Genomic DNA, 16687 nt, shown 5'->3' with positions numbered 1-16687 from the left:
AACCATGTCGGATTTAAAAAGTATAATTGAACAAGCGTGGGAAAACCGCGACAGCATCACACCATCTTCTGTTGCACCCGAAGTTAAAAATGCAATTGTTGATTCTTTAGAGTTACTGGATAAAGGTGCTGCACGTGTAGCAGAAAAAGTAAGCGGTGAGTGGGTTGTTCACCAATGGCTAAAAAAAGCAGTACTACTGTCTTTTAGAATTCGTGATAACCAACCAATGAACGATGGCGTAAACCAATTTTACGACAAAGTACCACTTAAATTTAGTGATTATACACCAGAGCAATTCCAGCAAGGCGGCATGCGTGTCGTACCAAATGCAGTCGCTCGTCAAGGTAGTTTCGTCGGTAAAAACGTCGTACTTATGCCTTCTTACGTCAATATTGGTGCTTACGTTGACGAAGGTACAATGGTTGATACATGGGCAACCGTGGGGTCATGTGCACAAATTGGTAAAAATGTTCACTTATCTGGTGGTGTTGGCATTGGCGGTGTCCTAGAGCCGTTACAAGCTAATCCAACAATTATTGAAGACAACTGCTTTATCGGTGCACGTTCAGAGATTGTTGAAGGTGTAATCGTTGAAGAAGGCGCTGTTATCTCAATGGGTGTGTACATTTCGCAAAGCACGCGTATTTATGACAGAGAAACCGGTGAAATTCACTATGGTCGAGTCCCTGCAGGCTCTGTTGTAGTTCCTGGCTCACTGCCTAGTAAAGACGGCACACACAGTCTTTACGCTGCAATTATCGTGAAAAAAGTAGACCAACAGACCCGTGAAAAAGTCGGTGTAAATGCACTACTACGCTCTGTGCAAGACTAACTAATATCGAGCCGTGTGCCACTTAGCTGCACGGCTGCTTTTCAAATCAATCTCTGTTCATTATGTTTAAGCATGGCAATCTGTGATTAAAATAGCAACACAGCCAAACATGGAAAGACAGAACGATAACAATATTCCTCCCGTACAGCTTTAATTTTAAGTTTATTGAGTAAAACAAAAAAGGTGAGCCGAAGCTCACCTTTTACTTTTATCGCTACAGCGTGTTTACAGGCCACGATTCATTTCTTCAAATTTCGCTTCTATCGTTTTAGAAGGCGGTGCAGTCATTAAGCTCACTGCCACAATCGCAATGGATGCTGCAATGAAGCCAGGTACGATTTCGTAAATGAATCCACTTGGGCTTTGTCCTGCAATGGTGAATGGCGCATAGATCCACACAAGCACAGTCACAGCACCAACGACCATACCAGCAAGCGCGCCTGAGAAGTTCATACGCTTCCAGAATAAGCTAAACAATACCAGAGGACCAAATGCAGCACCAAAACCTGCCCACGCATTGCTCACTAAGCTTAAGATGGTGCTTTCTCTATCATGTGCAAGATAAATAGCTAACACTGATACAGCCGCGACACTGATACGACCAACCATGACGAGTTCTTTGTCTGTCGCATTTGGCTTAATGAATACTTTGTAGAAATCTTCAGTCAAAGAGCTCGAACTCACCAATAACTGTGATGAAATCGTGCTCATAATCGCCGCTAAAATTGCAGCCAGTAAGAAGCCTGCAATCAATGGGTGGAATAGCAACTCAGACAGAACCAAAAAGATGGTTTCAGCATCTTTTACAACGATGCTATTCTCATGTGCATAAGCCGCGCCAAACAGGCCCGTTGTGATAGCACCAACGGTTGCCACAATCATCCAGCTCATACCAATATTTCTGGCTGTTGGCATATCTTTAACACTGCGCACAGACATAAAGCGAACAATGATGTGTGGCTGACCAAAATACCCTAGACCCCAAGACATCGCAGAAATGATACCAATTACGCCACCAGCGCCAACCCACGTCAGCATATCTGGGTTTAATTCATTCAGCGTCGCAATTAACGGCTGCTCTAGTAAACTGAATGTCACCAAAGGCACTAATACAAGCGCAATAAACATAATACAGCCTTGTACAAAGTCTGTGAGGCTCACAGCTAAAAACCCACCAAACAGCGTGTAAAGTACAACCACACCGGTTGTCACATACAAGCCCGTTTCGTAGCTCATGCCAAACGAGTTTTCAAATAACTTACCGCCTGCAACCACGCCTGATGAAGTGTACAAGGTGAAGAAAACAATGATAACAATCGCAGATACAATACGCAGTGCGTTGCTATTGTCTTCAAAGCGATTTGCAAAATAATCTGGAATCGTGATTGCGTCATTAGCAACCTCGGTGTAGACACGTAGTCTTGGTGCAACAAGTAGATAGTTTAAGAACGCACCAATTACCAAACCAACCGCTATCCACGTGCTGCTGAACCCTGTAAGGAACATTGCACCTGGCAATCCCATTAGGATCCAACCACTCATGTCGGATGCACCTGCTGATAGTGCAGCTACGCTGGGTGGTAAATTACGACCCCCTAACATGTAACCTGATACATCATCGGTAGATTTACGATAGGCATAAAGGCCAATAGCTAACATTGCAACAAAATACAAAGCCAGCGATATCATCGTGCCAATTTCCAAAATGACCTCCGTTAAAAAGAGCTTCTCTCCGAATAACAGTAAACTAACTTCTTAACTGATATTGGAACAAAAGCCAAAAACAAAGGCGCACTATATCATGGCTCCCTCTCACCCCCAAGTAAGTCTGCTTAAATAGCTGCTGTTGCACATTTCACACTCTAAAATATTACCCTTTAGTACGAAAATACTAAGAAAGTGTAAATTTTATAATGAAATACGTTGTAGATTGCCTTATATTGAAATGAAGTGAAGTAACGATTGGGTGTCTCGTTCCATGTATTTTTATGCCGCTAGGCAACCTATTTTAAACATCAACAAAGAAGTCGTTGGATATGAGCTGCTATTTCGCGATGGCGTCGACAACGTATTTCCCAATATCGATGATGTTGAAGCCACATCAAAATTAATCGAAGGTAGTCAATTTAATTTCGGATTAGAAGATCTCACTGACAGCAAGCCTGCCTATATCAACTTTACCCTTGAAACTATTCTTAAAGGGTACCCGACTATGATGGGGCGTGATCAGTTAATAGTAGAGATTTTAGAAACAGTTCAACCTGGGAAGCGATTGTTAGCAGCAGTACAAGATCTCAAAGAAAAAGGCTACAAACTGGTTTTAGACGACTATAAACATCAGAAAGTGTGGCGCCATTTCTACCCTTATATTGATCAAATCAAAGTGGATATGTTGGTAACTAGCGTTGATGAGATCCATGAGCTTAAAGAAGCCATCGCACCGCATAAAAATATTGAACTCGTTGCCGAAAAAGTAGAAACCCATGAACAGTACCAGCTTGCGCTTGATCTTGGATTTACACTCTTTCAGGGGTTTTTCTTCGCCAAACCTGAAATGGTTCAGACAAAAGCACTTCCACCATCAGAAATGGCGTTAGCAGAGCTATTATATGAAACATCGAGTGTTGATGTGGATCTAAAACGAATTACACAAGTCTTCGAACGCGATGTAAACCTTAGCTACAAATTGCTACGTTATTCTAACTCAGCAGCTTTTAAACGCAGGGCAGAAATATCCACAATCAAACAAGCACTGGTTGTGCTAGGTAATCAAGAACTGAAAAAATTTCTCTCTTTACTCTTTGCATCACAAGTTGCTTCAGAAAAGCCCATGGAACTTATCCGACTGTCGCTTACACGCGCGAGATTTTGTGAACTTATCTCAATTAAACATAGTGAAATGCGTGATACAGGTATGGCTTTTTTAACTGGGATGATGTCGTTGATGGACGCAATCTTAGATGAAACCATGCAAAGCGTGATGCAAAAGCTACCTTTGACCATAGACATCAAAGATGCGTTATTGCAAGGTGAAGGTATACTGGCGCAGTATTTAAACCTCGTTATGGCATATGAGCAAGCCAACTGGGCTGACGCGTCAAAACTCACTGAGCAATTGAATTTGCAAGCTCAATCACTCCCCGAACTATACTCAGAAGCCCTACAATGGTGCGATCAACAAGTCGAAGCGATGGGTATTTAACGCTTTAAAATTCAAGTGGTGATAATGCAGATCACCACTTTCAATACAAATAAATTTTGCGTTACATCAAATTTCTTATACTTTTTGTGACAGTGCGACATTTTGTCACATCCCAACTTGTCCCTGCATCAGTAAAATGCACCTCAGAATAAACTATTGATAATTAAATCAACTGACTCACTAAAAGTTACGTTGAGACATCACTCTGAGGACAACCATGAAGAAGCGTCTGATCTGCACAGCGATAACAGCATCCTTTGCTTGGCAAGGACAAGCACAATCCGAGCAAACGATGGAGCATATCGAAGTCATTGCTCCTATGCATAGTCCACTCGATATTAAAACCGATCCCAAAGCGACTAGACAACCGTTACCCGCACAGGATGGCGCAGATCTTCTTTCTAGCATCGCAGGCTTCTCACTCGTAAAAAAAGGGGGCGCAAGTAGTGATCCTGTATTTAGGGGTATGGCAGGCTCTCGTATCAACATCATCACCGACGGTGGTGTTACATTGGGTGGCTGTGGTGGTCGAATGGATCCTCCTACGGCGTATATTACGCCGCAAACTTACGATACCTTAACCGTTATCAAAGGGCCGCAAACGGTTTTATACGGCCCGGGTAATAGCGCCGCAACGGTGGTATTCGAGCGAGAATCAGAGCGCCTGCTCGAGCGTGGTACAACGGGTTTCGTTAACACCACACTGGGTGACTTTGGAAAACGTGTTATAAACAGTGATATAAAAACAGGCACAGAAGATTATTTTGCCAGAATTGCAGCTAGTTATAGCACGGCTGACGACTACCAAGATGGAGAAGGGACACCTGTTCATTCGGCGTATGACAAATGGAATCTAGATACACAATTTGCCTACACCCCAGATCACAATACTTTATATAGTATCAGCCTTGGTCGCAGTGATGGTGAAGTTGCCTATGCCGATAGAATGATGGATGGTAGCCTATTTGATCGCACACAAGTTGCGTTACAGATGTCAAAAAGTGAGTTAGAAGGCTTTGTCGATAGCATTGAAGCCAACATTTTTTTCAACAACATAGATCACATCATGGACAATCACAGCTTACGCCAATTTATGCCAAATATGATGATGAAAACGCCCGTATCCTCTAACCCAGACAGAAGAACTTTCGGTGCTAAAGTCTTACTCAATTCAGAACTCAATGACACAATAGCTCTGGCCTACGGATTAGATCATCAACAAAACCGCCACCGTATTCGAATTGGCCGAGATCTAGAAAATATCCCCGTCGAGTCATTGACTCGTCAAGAAACAGCTGAATTCGAACAAACCGGCTTATTTGCTGAAATTGAATATCATCTGAGCCAAAACAGCCAATGGGTGAGTGGTTTAAGAATCGATGATTGGCAAGCTACAGATAGACGCCAAACCCGCACTGTGATGATGAAAGAAGTGCCTAACCCAACGGCAGACCTGACACGTAATGATACCCTTATCAGTGGTTTTACACGTTATCAAGCACAATCAGAAAATAGCAGTTACTATATTGGTTTAGGCCGCACAGAGCGGTTCCCTGATTACTGGGAAGTCATGGGCGGTGGTCGTGGCGCTGTCGATAGCCCAAGTGCATTTCTTGTTGACCATGAAACAACTAATCAATTAGATATTGGGTGGCTTGGTCAATCAAGCGCTTTTACCAACTCAGTCTCTGTATTTTTCAGCCGGATCGATAATTATCTACTCACTGATAACTTATATGAAAAAATGGGCATGGCCAGTAGAGTGACTCGCAATATCGACGCACAAACCTATGGGTTTGAGGCAGAGAGCCGCTACAACGTCAACAAGAACCTCATGGCAACAGCGAGTATAAACTATGTCAAAGGCGAAAATCGCACTGACAATATAGCCCTTGCTCAGCAACCGCCTTTACAAATTCGCTTTGCGCTGAACTATACCAAAGATAAATGGCAATTTGGCGGATTATGGCGAATAGCTCAAGGTCAGCATCGAGTGGCCATTGGTCAGGGTAATATCGCAGGACAAGATGTTTCGCAAAGCCATGGTTTTGGCACATTAGCCCTCAATACCTCGTATTCTCAGTCTGAAGACCTTGTCTTTAATTTAGGTCTCGACAATGTCTTTGACAAAACATATGCGGAACATTTGAGCCGCTCAGGGGCAATGGTCAGTGGTTATGATCAAACCGCTAAGGTTAATGAAGCGGGTCGGACGGTGTGGCTCAATATGAACTGGAAGTTTTAAACCTGGCATAAAACTAAGAAGCCAGCGAGTGCTGGCTTCTTAGTTTTTGATTAGAGATTTTCTAAGAAATCATCATCAAAGTCTTCTGGCTCTTCTTCCATTGGTGGGTTGCCATCGTGCAACTCGTAAAGTTGCCTTTGGAAATAGACGTCTTTTAAGAACGTGTAGGGATCCAGTGATTCATTTAACAACTTTTCTTGTGACATCAACGAAGCACGTGCCTCAACCGCTCGCAATGCGAACACAATGAGAGTTTGTGGTGTCGTTAAAGCAATTTCAGGTAACACGATATTGTCAACTAAATCTCCGGTAAGGTTTCTAGCCGTCGACGGCCCCATAGCAGGCAACATTAAATATGCGCCATCACCCACACCCCACACACCTAACGTTTGACCGAAATCCTCGTCTTTATGTTCTAAGCCCACTTTTTTCGCTACATCAAAAAACCCCAAAATACCCACTGTAGAGTTAATTAAAAAACGAGCAACATTGACTCCTGCATCACCCGGCTTTCCCTGCAACGCAGCATTGACTGCATCCGTAGGTGCGGCAATGTTGGTAGTAAAGTTAACAAGACTACTGCGTACTGGTGCAGGCGTAATTGCAACGTAACCCTTTGCCGCTGGGCGCAAAATATAGGCATCTAGTACATCCATATTAAAATCATAAATGGGCCTATTCATGGATTGTAATGGATCACGAGGGTCTTGCTTTTCCTCTGGGACCTGCGCACAGCCAACAAGCATTAACGCAAGTGCTGCACCGACAATTTTTTTATACATTTAGCTTCCTGTGCTGGTTATAACACGACTTATAGTGACATTAACCTGTTGACGCATATCCTTATTCAATGTGATCACATCGGAGTTACCTTCAAGCTCGCCAGCTTGTGTCATCACCGAGTCATCAACAGAAATACGCGCCGTTATCACAACTTCTTTAAAGTTAGATAACTTCAGATCTGGCAACATTGCCATACTATCATTCAAAGTGACAACTAAAGGCAAGTTAAAAACTGTAAGTTTTTGCACTGCAAGTGGCATTCTTGGTCCGTTTGCTGCTTTTGCGAACACAAACAAAGTTGCGTTGTCTGGCAATTGGCTCACAAGCTTATCGTCAATACGCACCTTCACACTTAATTGAGGCCCAGATCCAGCACTCACCGGCTCCGTGTTTCCTAACTTGTCTGCTATCTCATCAATACGCTGTTTTATCATGGTATAGCGCGGGTCATTGGGCTGCACGGTTGACAGTAACACCTCAAATGCAGATTTCGCTTCTAGCCAATCCTCTCGCTCATAAGCAATCAGAGCTAACAATGAGATCGCATCAATATTCTGTGGATCTTTACTCAATACACGCGATAGCATTTGTGCTGCGCGATTAATACTCTGCTCAGAACCTTCAATGAGTAATGCTTGGCTATAATTGACCAGAACATTATGATTGTCAGGCTGCATGACTAACGCTTTATCAAATGCTTGCATTGCCATTTCGTAGTCATTCAACGACATAGCAACACGTCCGAGCAGCATCCACGCAACGGCATCGTCTCCACTGTTTGCCAATTTAGTACGTAATCCCAACGCAAACGCTTGAAGTTCATTTGCAGACAACGGGTTACCCATTTGCAACACTGCCCGTTCACCATATTCAGGTAGCTTTTCCACTGCTTTTTGCCAACTGGCAATTTGTTGATGACTACCCGTGAAATAGTAAAACACACTACTCACAACCAAGGTAAACGCAACCCCCGTAGCGCCTAATACAACATTATTACCACGAGTATCTAACGTTTGCTCCGGCGATAACTCATTGAGAAGACGTCGTTTGAGTTCAATAACAGACTCTTCAAAATCACTTTGTGCAATACGCTGGTTTTCAAGTTCACTTTTAAGTTCATCTAACCTTTGATGATAAATTTCAATACGTTGTGCATTGGCATCATGATCAACAGAAACCACTTTTTCTTTGCACATAAAAGGGGTCACCACAAATAAGCAACTCAATATTGCCAGTAGTACAAACATCCCCCACATGTGAGTTAACTCCATCATTGGTGACGCTCCTTACGCTGATACTGTGCAATTAATTGTTCTAGACGCTTTTCATCTTCTGCATTCCAAGATTGCTTTTTGGCCGCCTTTTTTTGTCTAAAGACGATAAATCCAAAGCCTAACACAACGATAATTACTGGCAGAACCCACAGAATAATAGTGGCAGGTGTCACAGGCGGCTGGTAATGCACAAAGTAGCCGTACCTATCAATCATATAGTCAATCACTTCTTGCTTAGAGTTCCCCTCTTGTACTAGAGCCACAACCTTTTCACGTAAATCTTTTGCAACAACCGCATCTGAGTCTGCAATGTTTTGGTTTTGGCACTTGGGACAACGTAGCTCCAGCGTTAATTCCTTAAACGTTTGGGCTTGTTCAGCATTTTTAAATTCATATTTATCTTCAGCTGCATTGACAACAGCCGCACTCAATAGCAGCACCATCACCAATAGAAATACGACTCTGATCTTCATCGTTGCAGCTCCTCTAGTGCAGGTAAAAATTTACTTCGCCACACTCGCTGATTAATGTCCCCTGTATGATGCAGCAAAATTGTACCTTCCTTATCAACCAAAAAAGTCTCCGGTGCGCCCGATACCCCAAGGTCCAGCGCAAGGCTGCGCTCTAAGTCCAAAATATTAAACTGATAAGGGTTACCCGCTCGGCTTAACATGGTATCGACTTCTTCTCTGAGCGCATTGATATCGAAATGGTCACCAAAATCAGGGTCATAGGCCTGCTCATAATACAAGCCCACTATTTTAACGCCCTGCTCACGCAACTTAGTTAAATACCCAAGCTCTGCAATACACGTAGGACACCACGTGCCCCACACGTTCATCAAATATACTTCACCCAGTAACTCTTTTTCTGTCCAGCGTTTATTTTCATCCATTAAATCAGGTAAATTAAAGCTCGGCATAGTTTGCCCTAATCGACCGGTTTGTAACTCTCTAGGGTTACCAAACAATCCTTGATATAAAAATACGCACAGCAGAACGAAAATTAAAAATGGCAAAAAGCCCAGTATTTTACGATTCATAATTACGCCTGAGCTCCTTTTTTAACACGACGACGATAGCGTTTATCTGCCAGTACAATAAAACCGGCCAACGAAATTAAAATCCCGCCAAGCCACATCCAACGAACGTAAGGCTTATGGTAAATCCGTAATGACCAAGCCCCTTGACTCATCTGCTCACCCAGCGCCAAATATAGATCTCTGAAGAAGCCATCATCAATGGCGGCTTCTGTCATAAACTGCATACCAATATCGTACAAACGCTTTTCAGCATAAAGCTCCGTAACCAATTCATCATTTTTAAGTACCGTTACAACGCCTGCATGGCCACTGTAGTTTGGCCCTCGTATCTCTTTGACACCATCAAAGCGATACTGGTACTCATTCAATGTCGCAATATCTCCAGGCTTCATAGCAACAGCGCGCTCTACTGAATAAGCAGAAGTCAATGTGACACTGGCAACAACAAAAGCGAGTCCGATATGACCAAATACCATGGCCCAGTAACTCAAACCTAAACGCTTAAAACCTTCAGATACCGATGCTTGTAATGACACTTTTTGCAATAAATCAGCGATAGTAGAAAACACAATCCAAACCGCCAGTGCAGTCGCCATAAAAGTCAGCGCAGAGACTTGCTCATAACTAGAGAACAACCATGCAGCCGTCGCCACAAGGCTAAGCGCAACATTGACCAACCATTTTTTTGCTAACGGAGACAATTTGTTTTGCTTCCAGCGCAACATTGGGGCAATACCTAATAACAGTGCGAATGGCACGATTAAAATAGCAAACATCTGATTAAAGAAAGGGACACCAATTGAAATTGAACCAAGGCCTAATTCTTTGTGGATCATAGGCAGTAACGTCCCTAACAATACAATTAAGGTCGCAACCACTAAGAAAATATTATTGAGCCACAATGCCACTTCCCGTGACGCAAATCGATAACGTCCTTCACTATGCACCTGTGAAACGCGTGCGGCATATAAAGCTAAGCTGCCACCAACCACAACCGCTAAGAACGAGAGGATATATAAACCACGATCAGGATCTGTTGCAAACGCGTGTACAGAAACAATAATACCCGAACGGACAATAAATGTGCCTAACAAACATAAACTGAACGCAGCGATAGCCAGCAAGACAGTCCAAGATTTAAATACGCCACGTTTCTCAGTCACCGCCAGCGAATGTAATAACGCTGTTGCGACAAGCCAAGGCATTAGAGATGCGTTTTCTACCGGATCCCAGAACCACCAGCCGCCCCAGCCAAGTTCAGCATAAGCCCACCAACTACCGATGGTGATCCCTAACGTTAAAAATGCCCAAGCGACCATGGTCCAAGGACGCGACCACTTCGCCCAAGTATTATCTAGCTTACCTGTTAAAAGTGCCGCAATGGCAAAAGAAAATGACACCGACAAACCGACATAGCCCATGTATAACAGTGGTGGATGTATGATCATGCCAGGGTCTTGTAACAACGGGTTTAAATCACGCCCTTCAACTGGGAAGTAAGGTAATAAGCGCTCAAAAGGGCTCGACATCCACAAGGTATACAGCATAAAACCAACGCCAAGGAATCCAAGTACGCCAAGTACGCGCGCCCTGAGCACCCAAGGCAATGATTTTGACATCAAAGCAACCAGAGCTGTCCAGCTCGATTGCATGACTAACCAGAGTAAAATTGCACCTTCATGTCCGCCCCACGTTGACGTTACTTTGTAGTACCAAGGTAACGTACTACTTGAATGGTGTGCCACATACGCAACAGTAAAATCATCCGTCAGCGTGATATAGATAAGAATGCCAAATGAAAATAAGACAAATAGACACTGCCCTAATGCTAACGAAGGTGCAGCACGCATCAATCTTAGGTTGCCCGTATAAGCCCCCCAAAGTGGGAAAATACACAGTAGTAGGCTCAGCGCCATAGCTAAAACTAGCGCGAAATATCCTATTTCTGGGATCATACTAGTTCTCGCTATTTAAGTTGTATTTTGGTTTTTCGTGCTTGATCCCCTTAACGGCCTCAGCTACTTCAGAGGGCATATATTCTTCATCGTGCTTTGCCAAGACTTCAAAAGCTTCTATCACATTTGGCTCAATCAATGTCCCCTGAGCAACGATCCCCTGCCCTTCGCGGAACAGATCAGGCAAAATACCCTGATAACGAATAGTCACTAAAGGCCCCGTATCTATGAGCTGAAACTCAACATCAAGGGAGGTCTCATCACGTACAACCGACCCAGGTACAACCATACCACCAATACGCAGCTTTTGACCTATCGTTGGTTTCTCCAATTCAGGGCCCTTGCCATTCACTAATTCACTCGGTGTATAAAACAAATTGATATTTTCTTGTAGTGCATAAAGTGTCAAACCCACCGCTGAACCAATACCAAAAATCACCGCCAATACTGTAAACAATCGTTTTTTACGTCTTGGATTCATACTTGGGCCTCCATATCTTTGGCCTTTTTAATACGTTCTTCTCTGGCCATTTGAGACTTTACTTGTTGTTTTAATTGCCTGCCTTCATATAACGATCCAAATAGCAAACCCAGTATAATGGCTGCGCAACTGCCAAAAGACAGCCACACATAAAATCCATAACCGCCCATGGCGATAAAGTCGCTTAATGATTCAAACTGCATAATCAACCTCGACTAACTAATTGACGGACCCAAGGGCGATGTTGCTCGACCTGCATAATTTCATTTTTGAGGCGGATTAAGGTAAGTGTTCCGACTAAAGCTGCAAACCCAAGTATATTGATCAACAAAGGCCACAACATTGATGGATCGATTGCTGATGTATCAAATTTAGTAATAGCGCCACCTTGATGAAGTGTATTCCACCACTCTACCGAAAAATGAATAATTGGTAAGTTAACCACACCCACAATGGCCAAAATACACGCGGCTTTTCCGCCTGCTTTTTTATCTTCAAAAGCGTGGAACAGCGACAGTACACCTAAGTACAAAAATAATAGAATAAGCTCTGAAGTAAGCCTTGCATCCCACACCCACCAAGCGCCCCACATTGGCTTGCCCCATGCAGAGCCGGTGATCAGCGCAATCGCTGTCATCGCTGCCCCTACAGGCGCAATTGCAATGACAGCTAACTCGGCATTTCGCAGCTGCCACACCAATGCAACGATGGCTGCAATGGCCATAGATGAGTATGCCCCCATCGACAAAATCGCCGAAGGCACATGAATAAAGATGATCCGGTAACTATCTTTTTGTTGGTAGTCTGCTGGGGCATACGCAAGCCCCCATACCCATCCAACTACAATACATAGCACGGACACCACTACAAAGTACGGAAGCAAGGTGTTACACAATTGGTAAGCACGCTCCGCTTTGGCATAAGGATGTAACCACTTCCACATTTTAACTTACACTCACTCTTAAAGCTGACGATATTGCAATTGGTGCGGTAACTAAAGCGACGGCTAGCATCGCACCAAGGATTGCAAGCTGTCCACTATATGCTAAAGACATGATGCTAGTATCAATAGCGGACGTTGCAAAAATAAGTACTGGTATATAAAGCGGTAAAACGAGCAAACTCATCAAGATACCGCCTTTTTGCAAGCCTACAGTCAAGCCTGCCCCAATGGCACCAATAAAACTCAATAGTGGGGTGCCAATTAATAACGTTAATATGGTGGCACCCAGCGCTTGTGACTCTAAATTCATCAACATCGAGAACACAGGTGCCATGACTACCATTGGCAGTCCAGCTGTTGTCCAATGTGCGGCAACTTTAGCCAGTACGGCCAGTGGCAATGGATATGGAGAAGCAATCAACTGCTCTAACGAGCCATCCATGTAGTCGTCACGAAAAATCTTATCTAACCCTAACATAGTTGATAAAAGCGCAGCGACCCAAATAATCCCCGGTGCCATTCGTGCCAATAACCCTGGCTCCGGACCAATCGCAAGCGGGAATAAGGTGATCACAATCAAAAAAAACAGCAGTGGATTCACTATTTCAGCACGCTGGCGAAATGCCAATGTGACATCTTTTTTATAAACGGAGCAAAATAGCGTCCAGTATGAATTGCTTGCTTGCATCAGTGGCGATACTCCAAAACCAATGTTTGCAAAGAACTAAACGAGTTGGTGAGATCTTGGTGAGTTGTTAACAAAATCGCGCCACCCTGCTCTAAGTGTCGCTGAAACTGTGCTTGTAACATGGCTACGCCCTTCTTATCGAGCGCAGTAAAAGGCTCATCTAAAATCCAAAGGTTTGCATCATTGAGCCATAAACGGACCAAAGCGACGCGACGTTGCTGTCCAGCAGACAAAGTTCTTACGGGGACGTCTTCTAAGCCGACAAGACCTAGCTTACCAAGGAGGGTATAAATTTCCGGTTCAGTACTTTTATAACCGTGTACAGTGAGCCAGTGCATGACATTTTCATAGGCAGTGAGCTGCTGATTAACACCAGTTTTATGCCCTATAAAGAGCAATGACTGTGCAAAATCATCGTAATCTTCACTAATATTTTTCTTATTAAACAGAACACTACCTTCATCTGGCTGAGAAAAACCGGCAATAATTCTAAGCAACGATGTTTTTCCCGCACCATTTGGGCCTTCTATTTGCATGATTTGACCAGATAACAATGAAAAGTTAAGTGATTCGAACAAACAACGGTCTTGTTTGATACAAGTTAAAGCCTTAATCTCTAGCAAAATTTGTTATTCTCACGACCCTAAATGTGGGCGTAAGTCTATCATAGTGATATTGTAATACGAATAATACCTTGTGACCGATTACCGAAAATTTGATTTAGAATAATGAATAAGCAAACAATTCCTGTACAACATCCAGCAAATGTGTCACCAACAACATTATCTTCACAAGGTAGCAACAATCAGCCGCAATTAGAAGCTGATAAGACGTTTTTGGCACGAAACATTGTCATTAAGCCCGACTCGATTCAAATGGAAGTTGCGCTGGAAGGCCGTTGGCAGCCTGTGCGCTTAAGTAGTGAAGCCAGTGTTGACCAAGTATTGAAGTTACCTGAAGCCCAATTAAAGCTCGATGCAACAGGCACAGTGCTAACACTCGCGACCCCCGAAGCTAAATTATCATTAAAATCAGCACAATCATTACTCAGCTTACTCGGTGTTTTAAAAGGCTTTGGCGACCACAGCGCCATACAAACCGATGCGCACATCAAACTGGCACCTAATTCACAGCTTGCCTTACCAAAACTTGGGGTCAATGTCCCTATCCCGCCTAGTATTGGTAGTTTACTACAGCAAGAGTCCAAATTGGTTGCTAGCTTAAGTGCAAAAAGTGATAAAATATTGATGCAGGTATTCAATATGTTTGGTGACAAGCTACATCAAATGCCGGTTGCCAAAAAAGCCATCGCGCAATTAGTAAGTCAACTCAGCCAGCAAGTACCCAATTTTGTGCAACTCGCCCAGAGTAAAGGCACATTGAAACTGGGCCGTCATCAACATGATATTGCACACATCCAAACATCGACCCCCGCTGAGCTAAAACAGCTCCAAAAGCAGGTATGGCATGGCGCTAAACTCAGTCCACAACAAGATGGTATAGAAGTCGCCATCGCCTCGAAATCGACTAAGGTAAAACTGACCACATCGCTCAAAAGTATCCTTCCAAAGTTAGATACCCATGTATTTCAAACTCATCTAAAAGAAGCATCTCAATCATATCAAGAACAGACCTTGAAATATGATAAGCCACTCTTTAATGTCTCTTTGGCAGATATAAAACAAACCGTAAAACAAGCATTACAAGCCATTACACAGACCCCATTTTTTAATCGTGCGGCGACACAAGCAACAACTCAAACTCACATTCCACTTAATCAACAAATCCCTTCTATCGCTCCGTCCATCAAAAGTTATTTGCATCAACCTCTCATTACGCTAGCCGCAGTGCGACCAACTAATCAGGCTTTGATGGCGCTCTCTGATGGCATTAAGCAAAATTTCGCAGGGCTTGATAAGCCAGTCAGTCAACCAGCCTCCCAATCGCCGCAAAGTAGCGCAGCGACAAAAGGATCAATAACATCCGTTGTAGACGCACCAAAGCCACCTAATACTGCCCCTATACATGACGGTGTATCGACCAAAAAAATGCCAAGCCATCAAGCACAACCCATGTCGCCAAATTCTGGATTAGCAAATCAAAACAGCGGTGCAAAAATGCCTTTTGAGATGCGTTTACAATTGATCCAACAAGTACTCTCAGCAGCGCTGCCAAAAAACGATGCACCAATTGCTTCTAAGCTGTTGGGAGTGACCCAAACAAAATTAGCAGCGCAAGCACAATTAGCTGATGTAATACCTTTACGTCATGCACAGAAGTCTCAAAGTACGGCACCTGCGTCACTGCCTTTGGCACACATTCTAAACAAACCGCTACGAGTAGCTTCTTTATTGCAAGATAAGTTACCAGATCCCAAAGATCCCGCATTGCTCAGTGAGAAAATTTCAGAAAAAATGACCTTTAAAAATGGCGATTCTGTTGATCTCACACGGCTTGTGCACCAAGCTTTTTCACGCTTAATGGATGAAGGAAAAGCAACGCCTGAAGCGGTTAGTCAAGACTTGTTTAGTCGCCTACCAAGCATAGCAACACCACTTAATACCAGTGTACCGATGACCAGTTTTACTCAGGCGCTAGATAAGTTACTTGTTGCCTTACTGGGCACACAATTAAGTAGCCAACATGAGAGCCAACTTCCCAAAAATATCTCTCAAGAACAACGAGTCGCAAGCATGGTAGAAACCTTATTTCCAGGTAATAAGTTGCAACAACCAAAACAATTTATTCAAGCGGTGAATTTATCAGCACAACAAAACTTAGTGGAAGAACTCGGTTTTATTCAAAACGCAATGTCTGTCAATAATCAAGCTCAGGCGCTAGGTCAAAAGTTTGACAGTGAAAGTCAACTGCTGATCAACTTGTTTTTACCAATGAAAACGCCGCCAGAGTGCAGACAAAGCGAGCTACAAATTGGAAAATATAAAAAACCGGCAAAGGCTGGGTTGCCAGAAAAGCAAGTATGGTTTGTCAGGCTAAACTTTGATTATGAGGCACTTGGTCAGCTCAGTGTCCAAGCAGAGTTGATGGATAAAGCCATTGATTGCGAAATTGTCGGCGATAGCCCGAGTGTGTGCCAACTTGCTGAACCGCACTTAGATGCGTTGAGAAGTAAGCTAGCTGCCCATGGCTTGCAAGTAGGAGACATCGCACTGCGTGAAGATGCAGTACAGGTAAAACAGTTTTACGATAAACATGCTATCGTAAACATAAAGGTATAACTT

Annotated in this window: 15 protein-coding genes; 4 read left to right on the top strand and 11 right to left on the bottom strand. The window is 43.4% G+C overall.

What is annotated here, in order from left to right; translation table 11 throughout:
* The first annotated feature begins 4 nt into the window (after positions 1 to 4).
* Positions 5 to 832, top strand: coding sequence for a 2,3,4,5-tetrahydropyridine-2,6-dicarboxylate N-succinyltransferase (dapD, locus tag N473_RS06540; RefSeq protein WP_063367208.1), 828 nt, complete (start codon positions 5 to 7; stop codon positions 830 to 832).
* 225 nt (positions 833 to 1057) lie between these two features.
* Here dapD and putP read toward each other — a convergent pair whose 3' ends face one another.
* A complete protein-coding gene (gene putP, locus N473_RS06535; RefSeq protein WP_063367207.1) occupies positions 1058 to 2536 on the bottom strand; it encodes a sodium/proline symporter PutP in 1479 nt (492 codons plus the stop codon).
* Between the two features lie 274 nt (positions 2537 to 2810).
* Here putP and N473_RS06530 point away from each other — a divergent pair, with 274 nt between their 5' ends.
* On the top strand, positions 2811 to 4034 hold the full coding sequence (locus tag N473_RS06530) for an EAL and HDOD domain-containing protein (protein ID WP_063367206.1): 1224 nt from the start codon (positions 2811 to 2813) through the stop codon (positions 4032 to 4034).
* Positions 4035 to 4251: 217 nt separating this feature from the next.
* Positions 4252 to 6279, top strand: a complete 2028-nt coding sequence (locus tag N473_RS06525; RefSeq protein WP_063367205.1) for a TonB-dependent copper receptor — start codon at positions 4252 to 4254, stop codon at positions 6277 to 6279.
* Positions 6280 to 6329: 50 nt separating this feature from the next.
* Here N473_RS06525 and N473_RS06520 read toward each other — a convergent pair whose 3' ends face one another.
* Genes N473_RS06520 through ccmA form a run of 10 tightly spaced genes read right to left on the bottom strand, consistent with a single transcriptional unit; the run spans position 6330 to position 14068 of the window.
* Complete coding sequence (locus N473_RS06520) at positions 6330 to 7061, bottom strand: VacJ family lipoprotein (protein ID WP_063367204.1); 732 nt, start codon at positions 7059 to 7061, stop codon at positions 6330 to 6332.
* On the bottom strand, positions 7062 to 8336 hold the full coding sequence (gene ccmI, locus N473_RS06515) for a c-type cytochrome biogenesis protein CcmI (RefSeq protein ID WP_063367203.1): 1275 nt from the start codon (positions 8334 to 8336) through the stop codon (positions 7062 to 7064).
* Positions 8333 to 8779, bottom strand: a complete 447-nt coding sequence (locus tag N473_RS06510; RefSeq protein WP_419555144.1) for a cytochrome c-type biogenesis protein — start codon at positions 8777 to 8779, stop codon at positions 8333 to 8335. Before N473_RS06510 ends, ccmI begins: the two co-directional genes overlap by 4 nt.
* Before the next feature lie 26 nt (positions 8780 to 8805).
* Positions 8806 to 9378 (bottom strand): DsbE family thiol:disulfide interchange protein, encoded by a 573-nt coding sequence (locus N473_RS06505; RefSeq protein ID WP_063367201.1) that lies wholly within the window; start codon positions 9376 to 9378, stop codon positions 8806 to 8808.
* 2 nt (positions 9379 to 9380) lie between these two features.
* Positions 9381 to 11333, bottom strand: coding sequence for a heme lyase CcmF/NrfE family subunit (locus N473_RS06500; RefSeq protein ID WP_063367200.1), 1953 nt, complete (start codon positions 11331 to 11333; stop codon positions 9381 to 9383).
* Between the two features lies 1 nt (position 11334).
* Complete coding sequence (ccmE, locus tag N473_RS06495) at positions 11335 to 11814, bottom strand: cytochrome c maturation protein CcmE (RefSeq protein WP_046355148.1); 480 nt, start codon at positions 11812 to 11814, stop codon at positions 11335 to 11337.
* Positions 11811 to 12017, bottom strand: a complete 207-nt coding sequence (gene ccmD, locus N473_RS06490) for a heme exporter protein CcmD (protein WP_063367199.1) — start codon at positions 12015 to 12017, stop codon at positions 11811 to 11813. Before ccmD ends, ccmE begins: the two co-directional genes overlap by 4 nt.
* A gap of 2 nt (positions 12018 to 12019) precedes the next feature.
* Positions 12020 to 12757 carry a heme ABC transporter permease gene (locus tag N473_RS06485; RefSeq protein WP_063367198.1) on the bottom strand — a complete coding sequence of 246 codons (738 nt, stop codon included), beginning with the start codon at positions 12755 to 12757 and terminating at the stop codon, positions 12020 to 12022.
* Between the two features lies 1 nt (position 12758).
* The gene (ccmB, locus tag N473_RS06480) at positions 12759 to 13445 is read right to left on the bottom strand and encodes a heme exporter protein CcmB (RefSeq protein WP_063367197.1); all 687 of its coding nucleotides are present in this window, start codon (positions 13443 to 13445) and stop codon (positions 12759 to 12761) included.
* Positions 13445 to 14068 carry a cytochrome c biogenesis heme-transporting ATPase CcmA gene (gene ccmA / locus N473_RS06475; RefSeq protein WP_081220983.1) on the bottom strand — a complete coding sequence of 208 codons (624 nt, stop codon included), beginning with the start codon at positions 14066 to 14068 and terminating at the stop codon, positions 13445 to 13447. The genes ccmB and ccmA overlap by 1 nt, the downstream gene beginning before the upstream one ends.
* Positions 14069 to 14173: 105 nt before the next feature.
* On the opposite strand from ccmA, the gene N473_RS06470 reads away from it, so the two are divergent.
* A complete protein-coding gene (locus N473_RS06470; protein ID WP_063367196.1) occupies positions 14174 to 16684 on the top strand; it encodes a flagellar hook-length control protein FliK in 2511 nt (836 codons plus the stop codon).
* The last annotated feature ends 3 nt before the right edge of the window (positions 16685 to 16687 follow it).

The organism is Pseudoalteromonas luteoviolacea CPMOR-1 (assembly GCF_001625685.1).
Taxonomy (GTDB): Bacteria; Pseudomonadota; Gammaproteobacteria; order Enterobacterales; family Alteromonadaceae; genus Pseudoalteromonas; species Pseudoalteromonas luteoviolacea_K.
Note: the sequence above shows the minus strand (reverse complement) of the source record. Positions and strands in the feature narration are given on the sequence as shown.

Excerpts from the sequence above, each read along its gene's own strand:
- dapD (WP_063367208.1), top strand. The coding sequence starts at position 5 with ATGTCGGATTTAAAAAGTATAATTGAACAAGCGTGGGAAAACCGCGAC.
- N473_RS06530 (WP_063367206.1), top strand. The coding sequence starts at position 2,811 with ATGTATTTTTATGCCGCTAGGCAACCTATTTTAAACATCAACAAAGAA.
- N473_RS06525 (WP_063367205.1), top strand. The coding sequence starts at position 4,252 with ATGAAGAAGCGTCTGATCTGCACAGCGATAACAGCATCCTTTGCTTGG.
- N473_RS06520 (WP_063367204.1), bottom strand. The coding sequence starts at position 7,061 with ATGTATAAAAAAATTGTCGGTGCAGCACTTGCGTTAATGCTTGTTGGC.
- ccmI (WP_063367203.1), bottom strand. The coding sequence starts at position 8,336 with ATGATGGAGTTAACTCACATGTGGGGGATGTTTGTACTACTGGCAATA.
- N473_RS06510 (WP_419555144.1), bottom strand. The coding sequence starts at position 8,779 with ATGGTGCTGCTATTGAGTGCGGCTGTTGTCAATGCAGCTGAAGATAAA.
- N473_RS06505 (WP_063367201.1), bottom strand. The coding sequence starts at position 9,378 with ATGAATCGTAAAATACTGGGCTTTTTGCCATTTTTAATTTTCGTTCTG.
- N473_RS06500 (WP_063367200.1), bottom strand. The coding sequence starts at position 11,333 with ATGATCCCAGAAATAGGATATTTCGCGCTAGTTTTAGCTATGGCGCTG.
- ccmE (WP_046355148.1), bottom strand. The coding sequence starts at position 11,814 with ATGAATCCAAGACGTAAAAAACGATTGTTTACAGTATTGGCGGTGATT.
- ccmD (WP_063367199.1), bottom strand. The coding sequence starts at position 12,017 with ATGCAGTTTGAATCATTAAGCGACTTTATCGCCATGGGCGGTTATGGA.
- N473_RS06485 (WP_063367198.1), bottom strand. The coding sequence starts at position 12,757 with ATGTGGAAGTGGTTACATCCTTATGCCAAAGCGGAGCGTGCTTACCAA.
- ccmB (WP_063367197.1), bottom strand. The coding sequence starts at position 13,445 with ATGCAAGCAAGCAATTCATACTGGACGCTATTTTGCTCCGTTTATAAA.
- N473_RS06470 (WP_063367196.1), top strand. The coding sequence starts at position 14,174 with ATGAATAAGCAAACAATTCCTGTACAACATCCAGCAAATGTGTCACCA.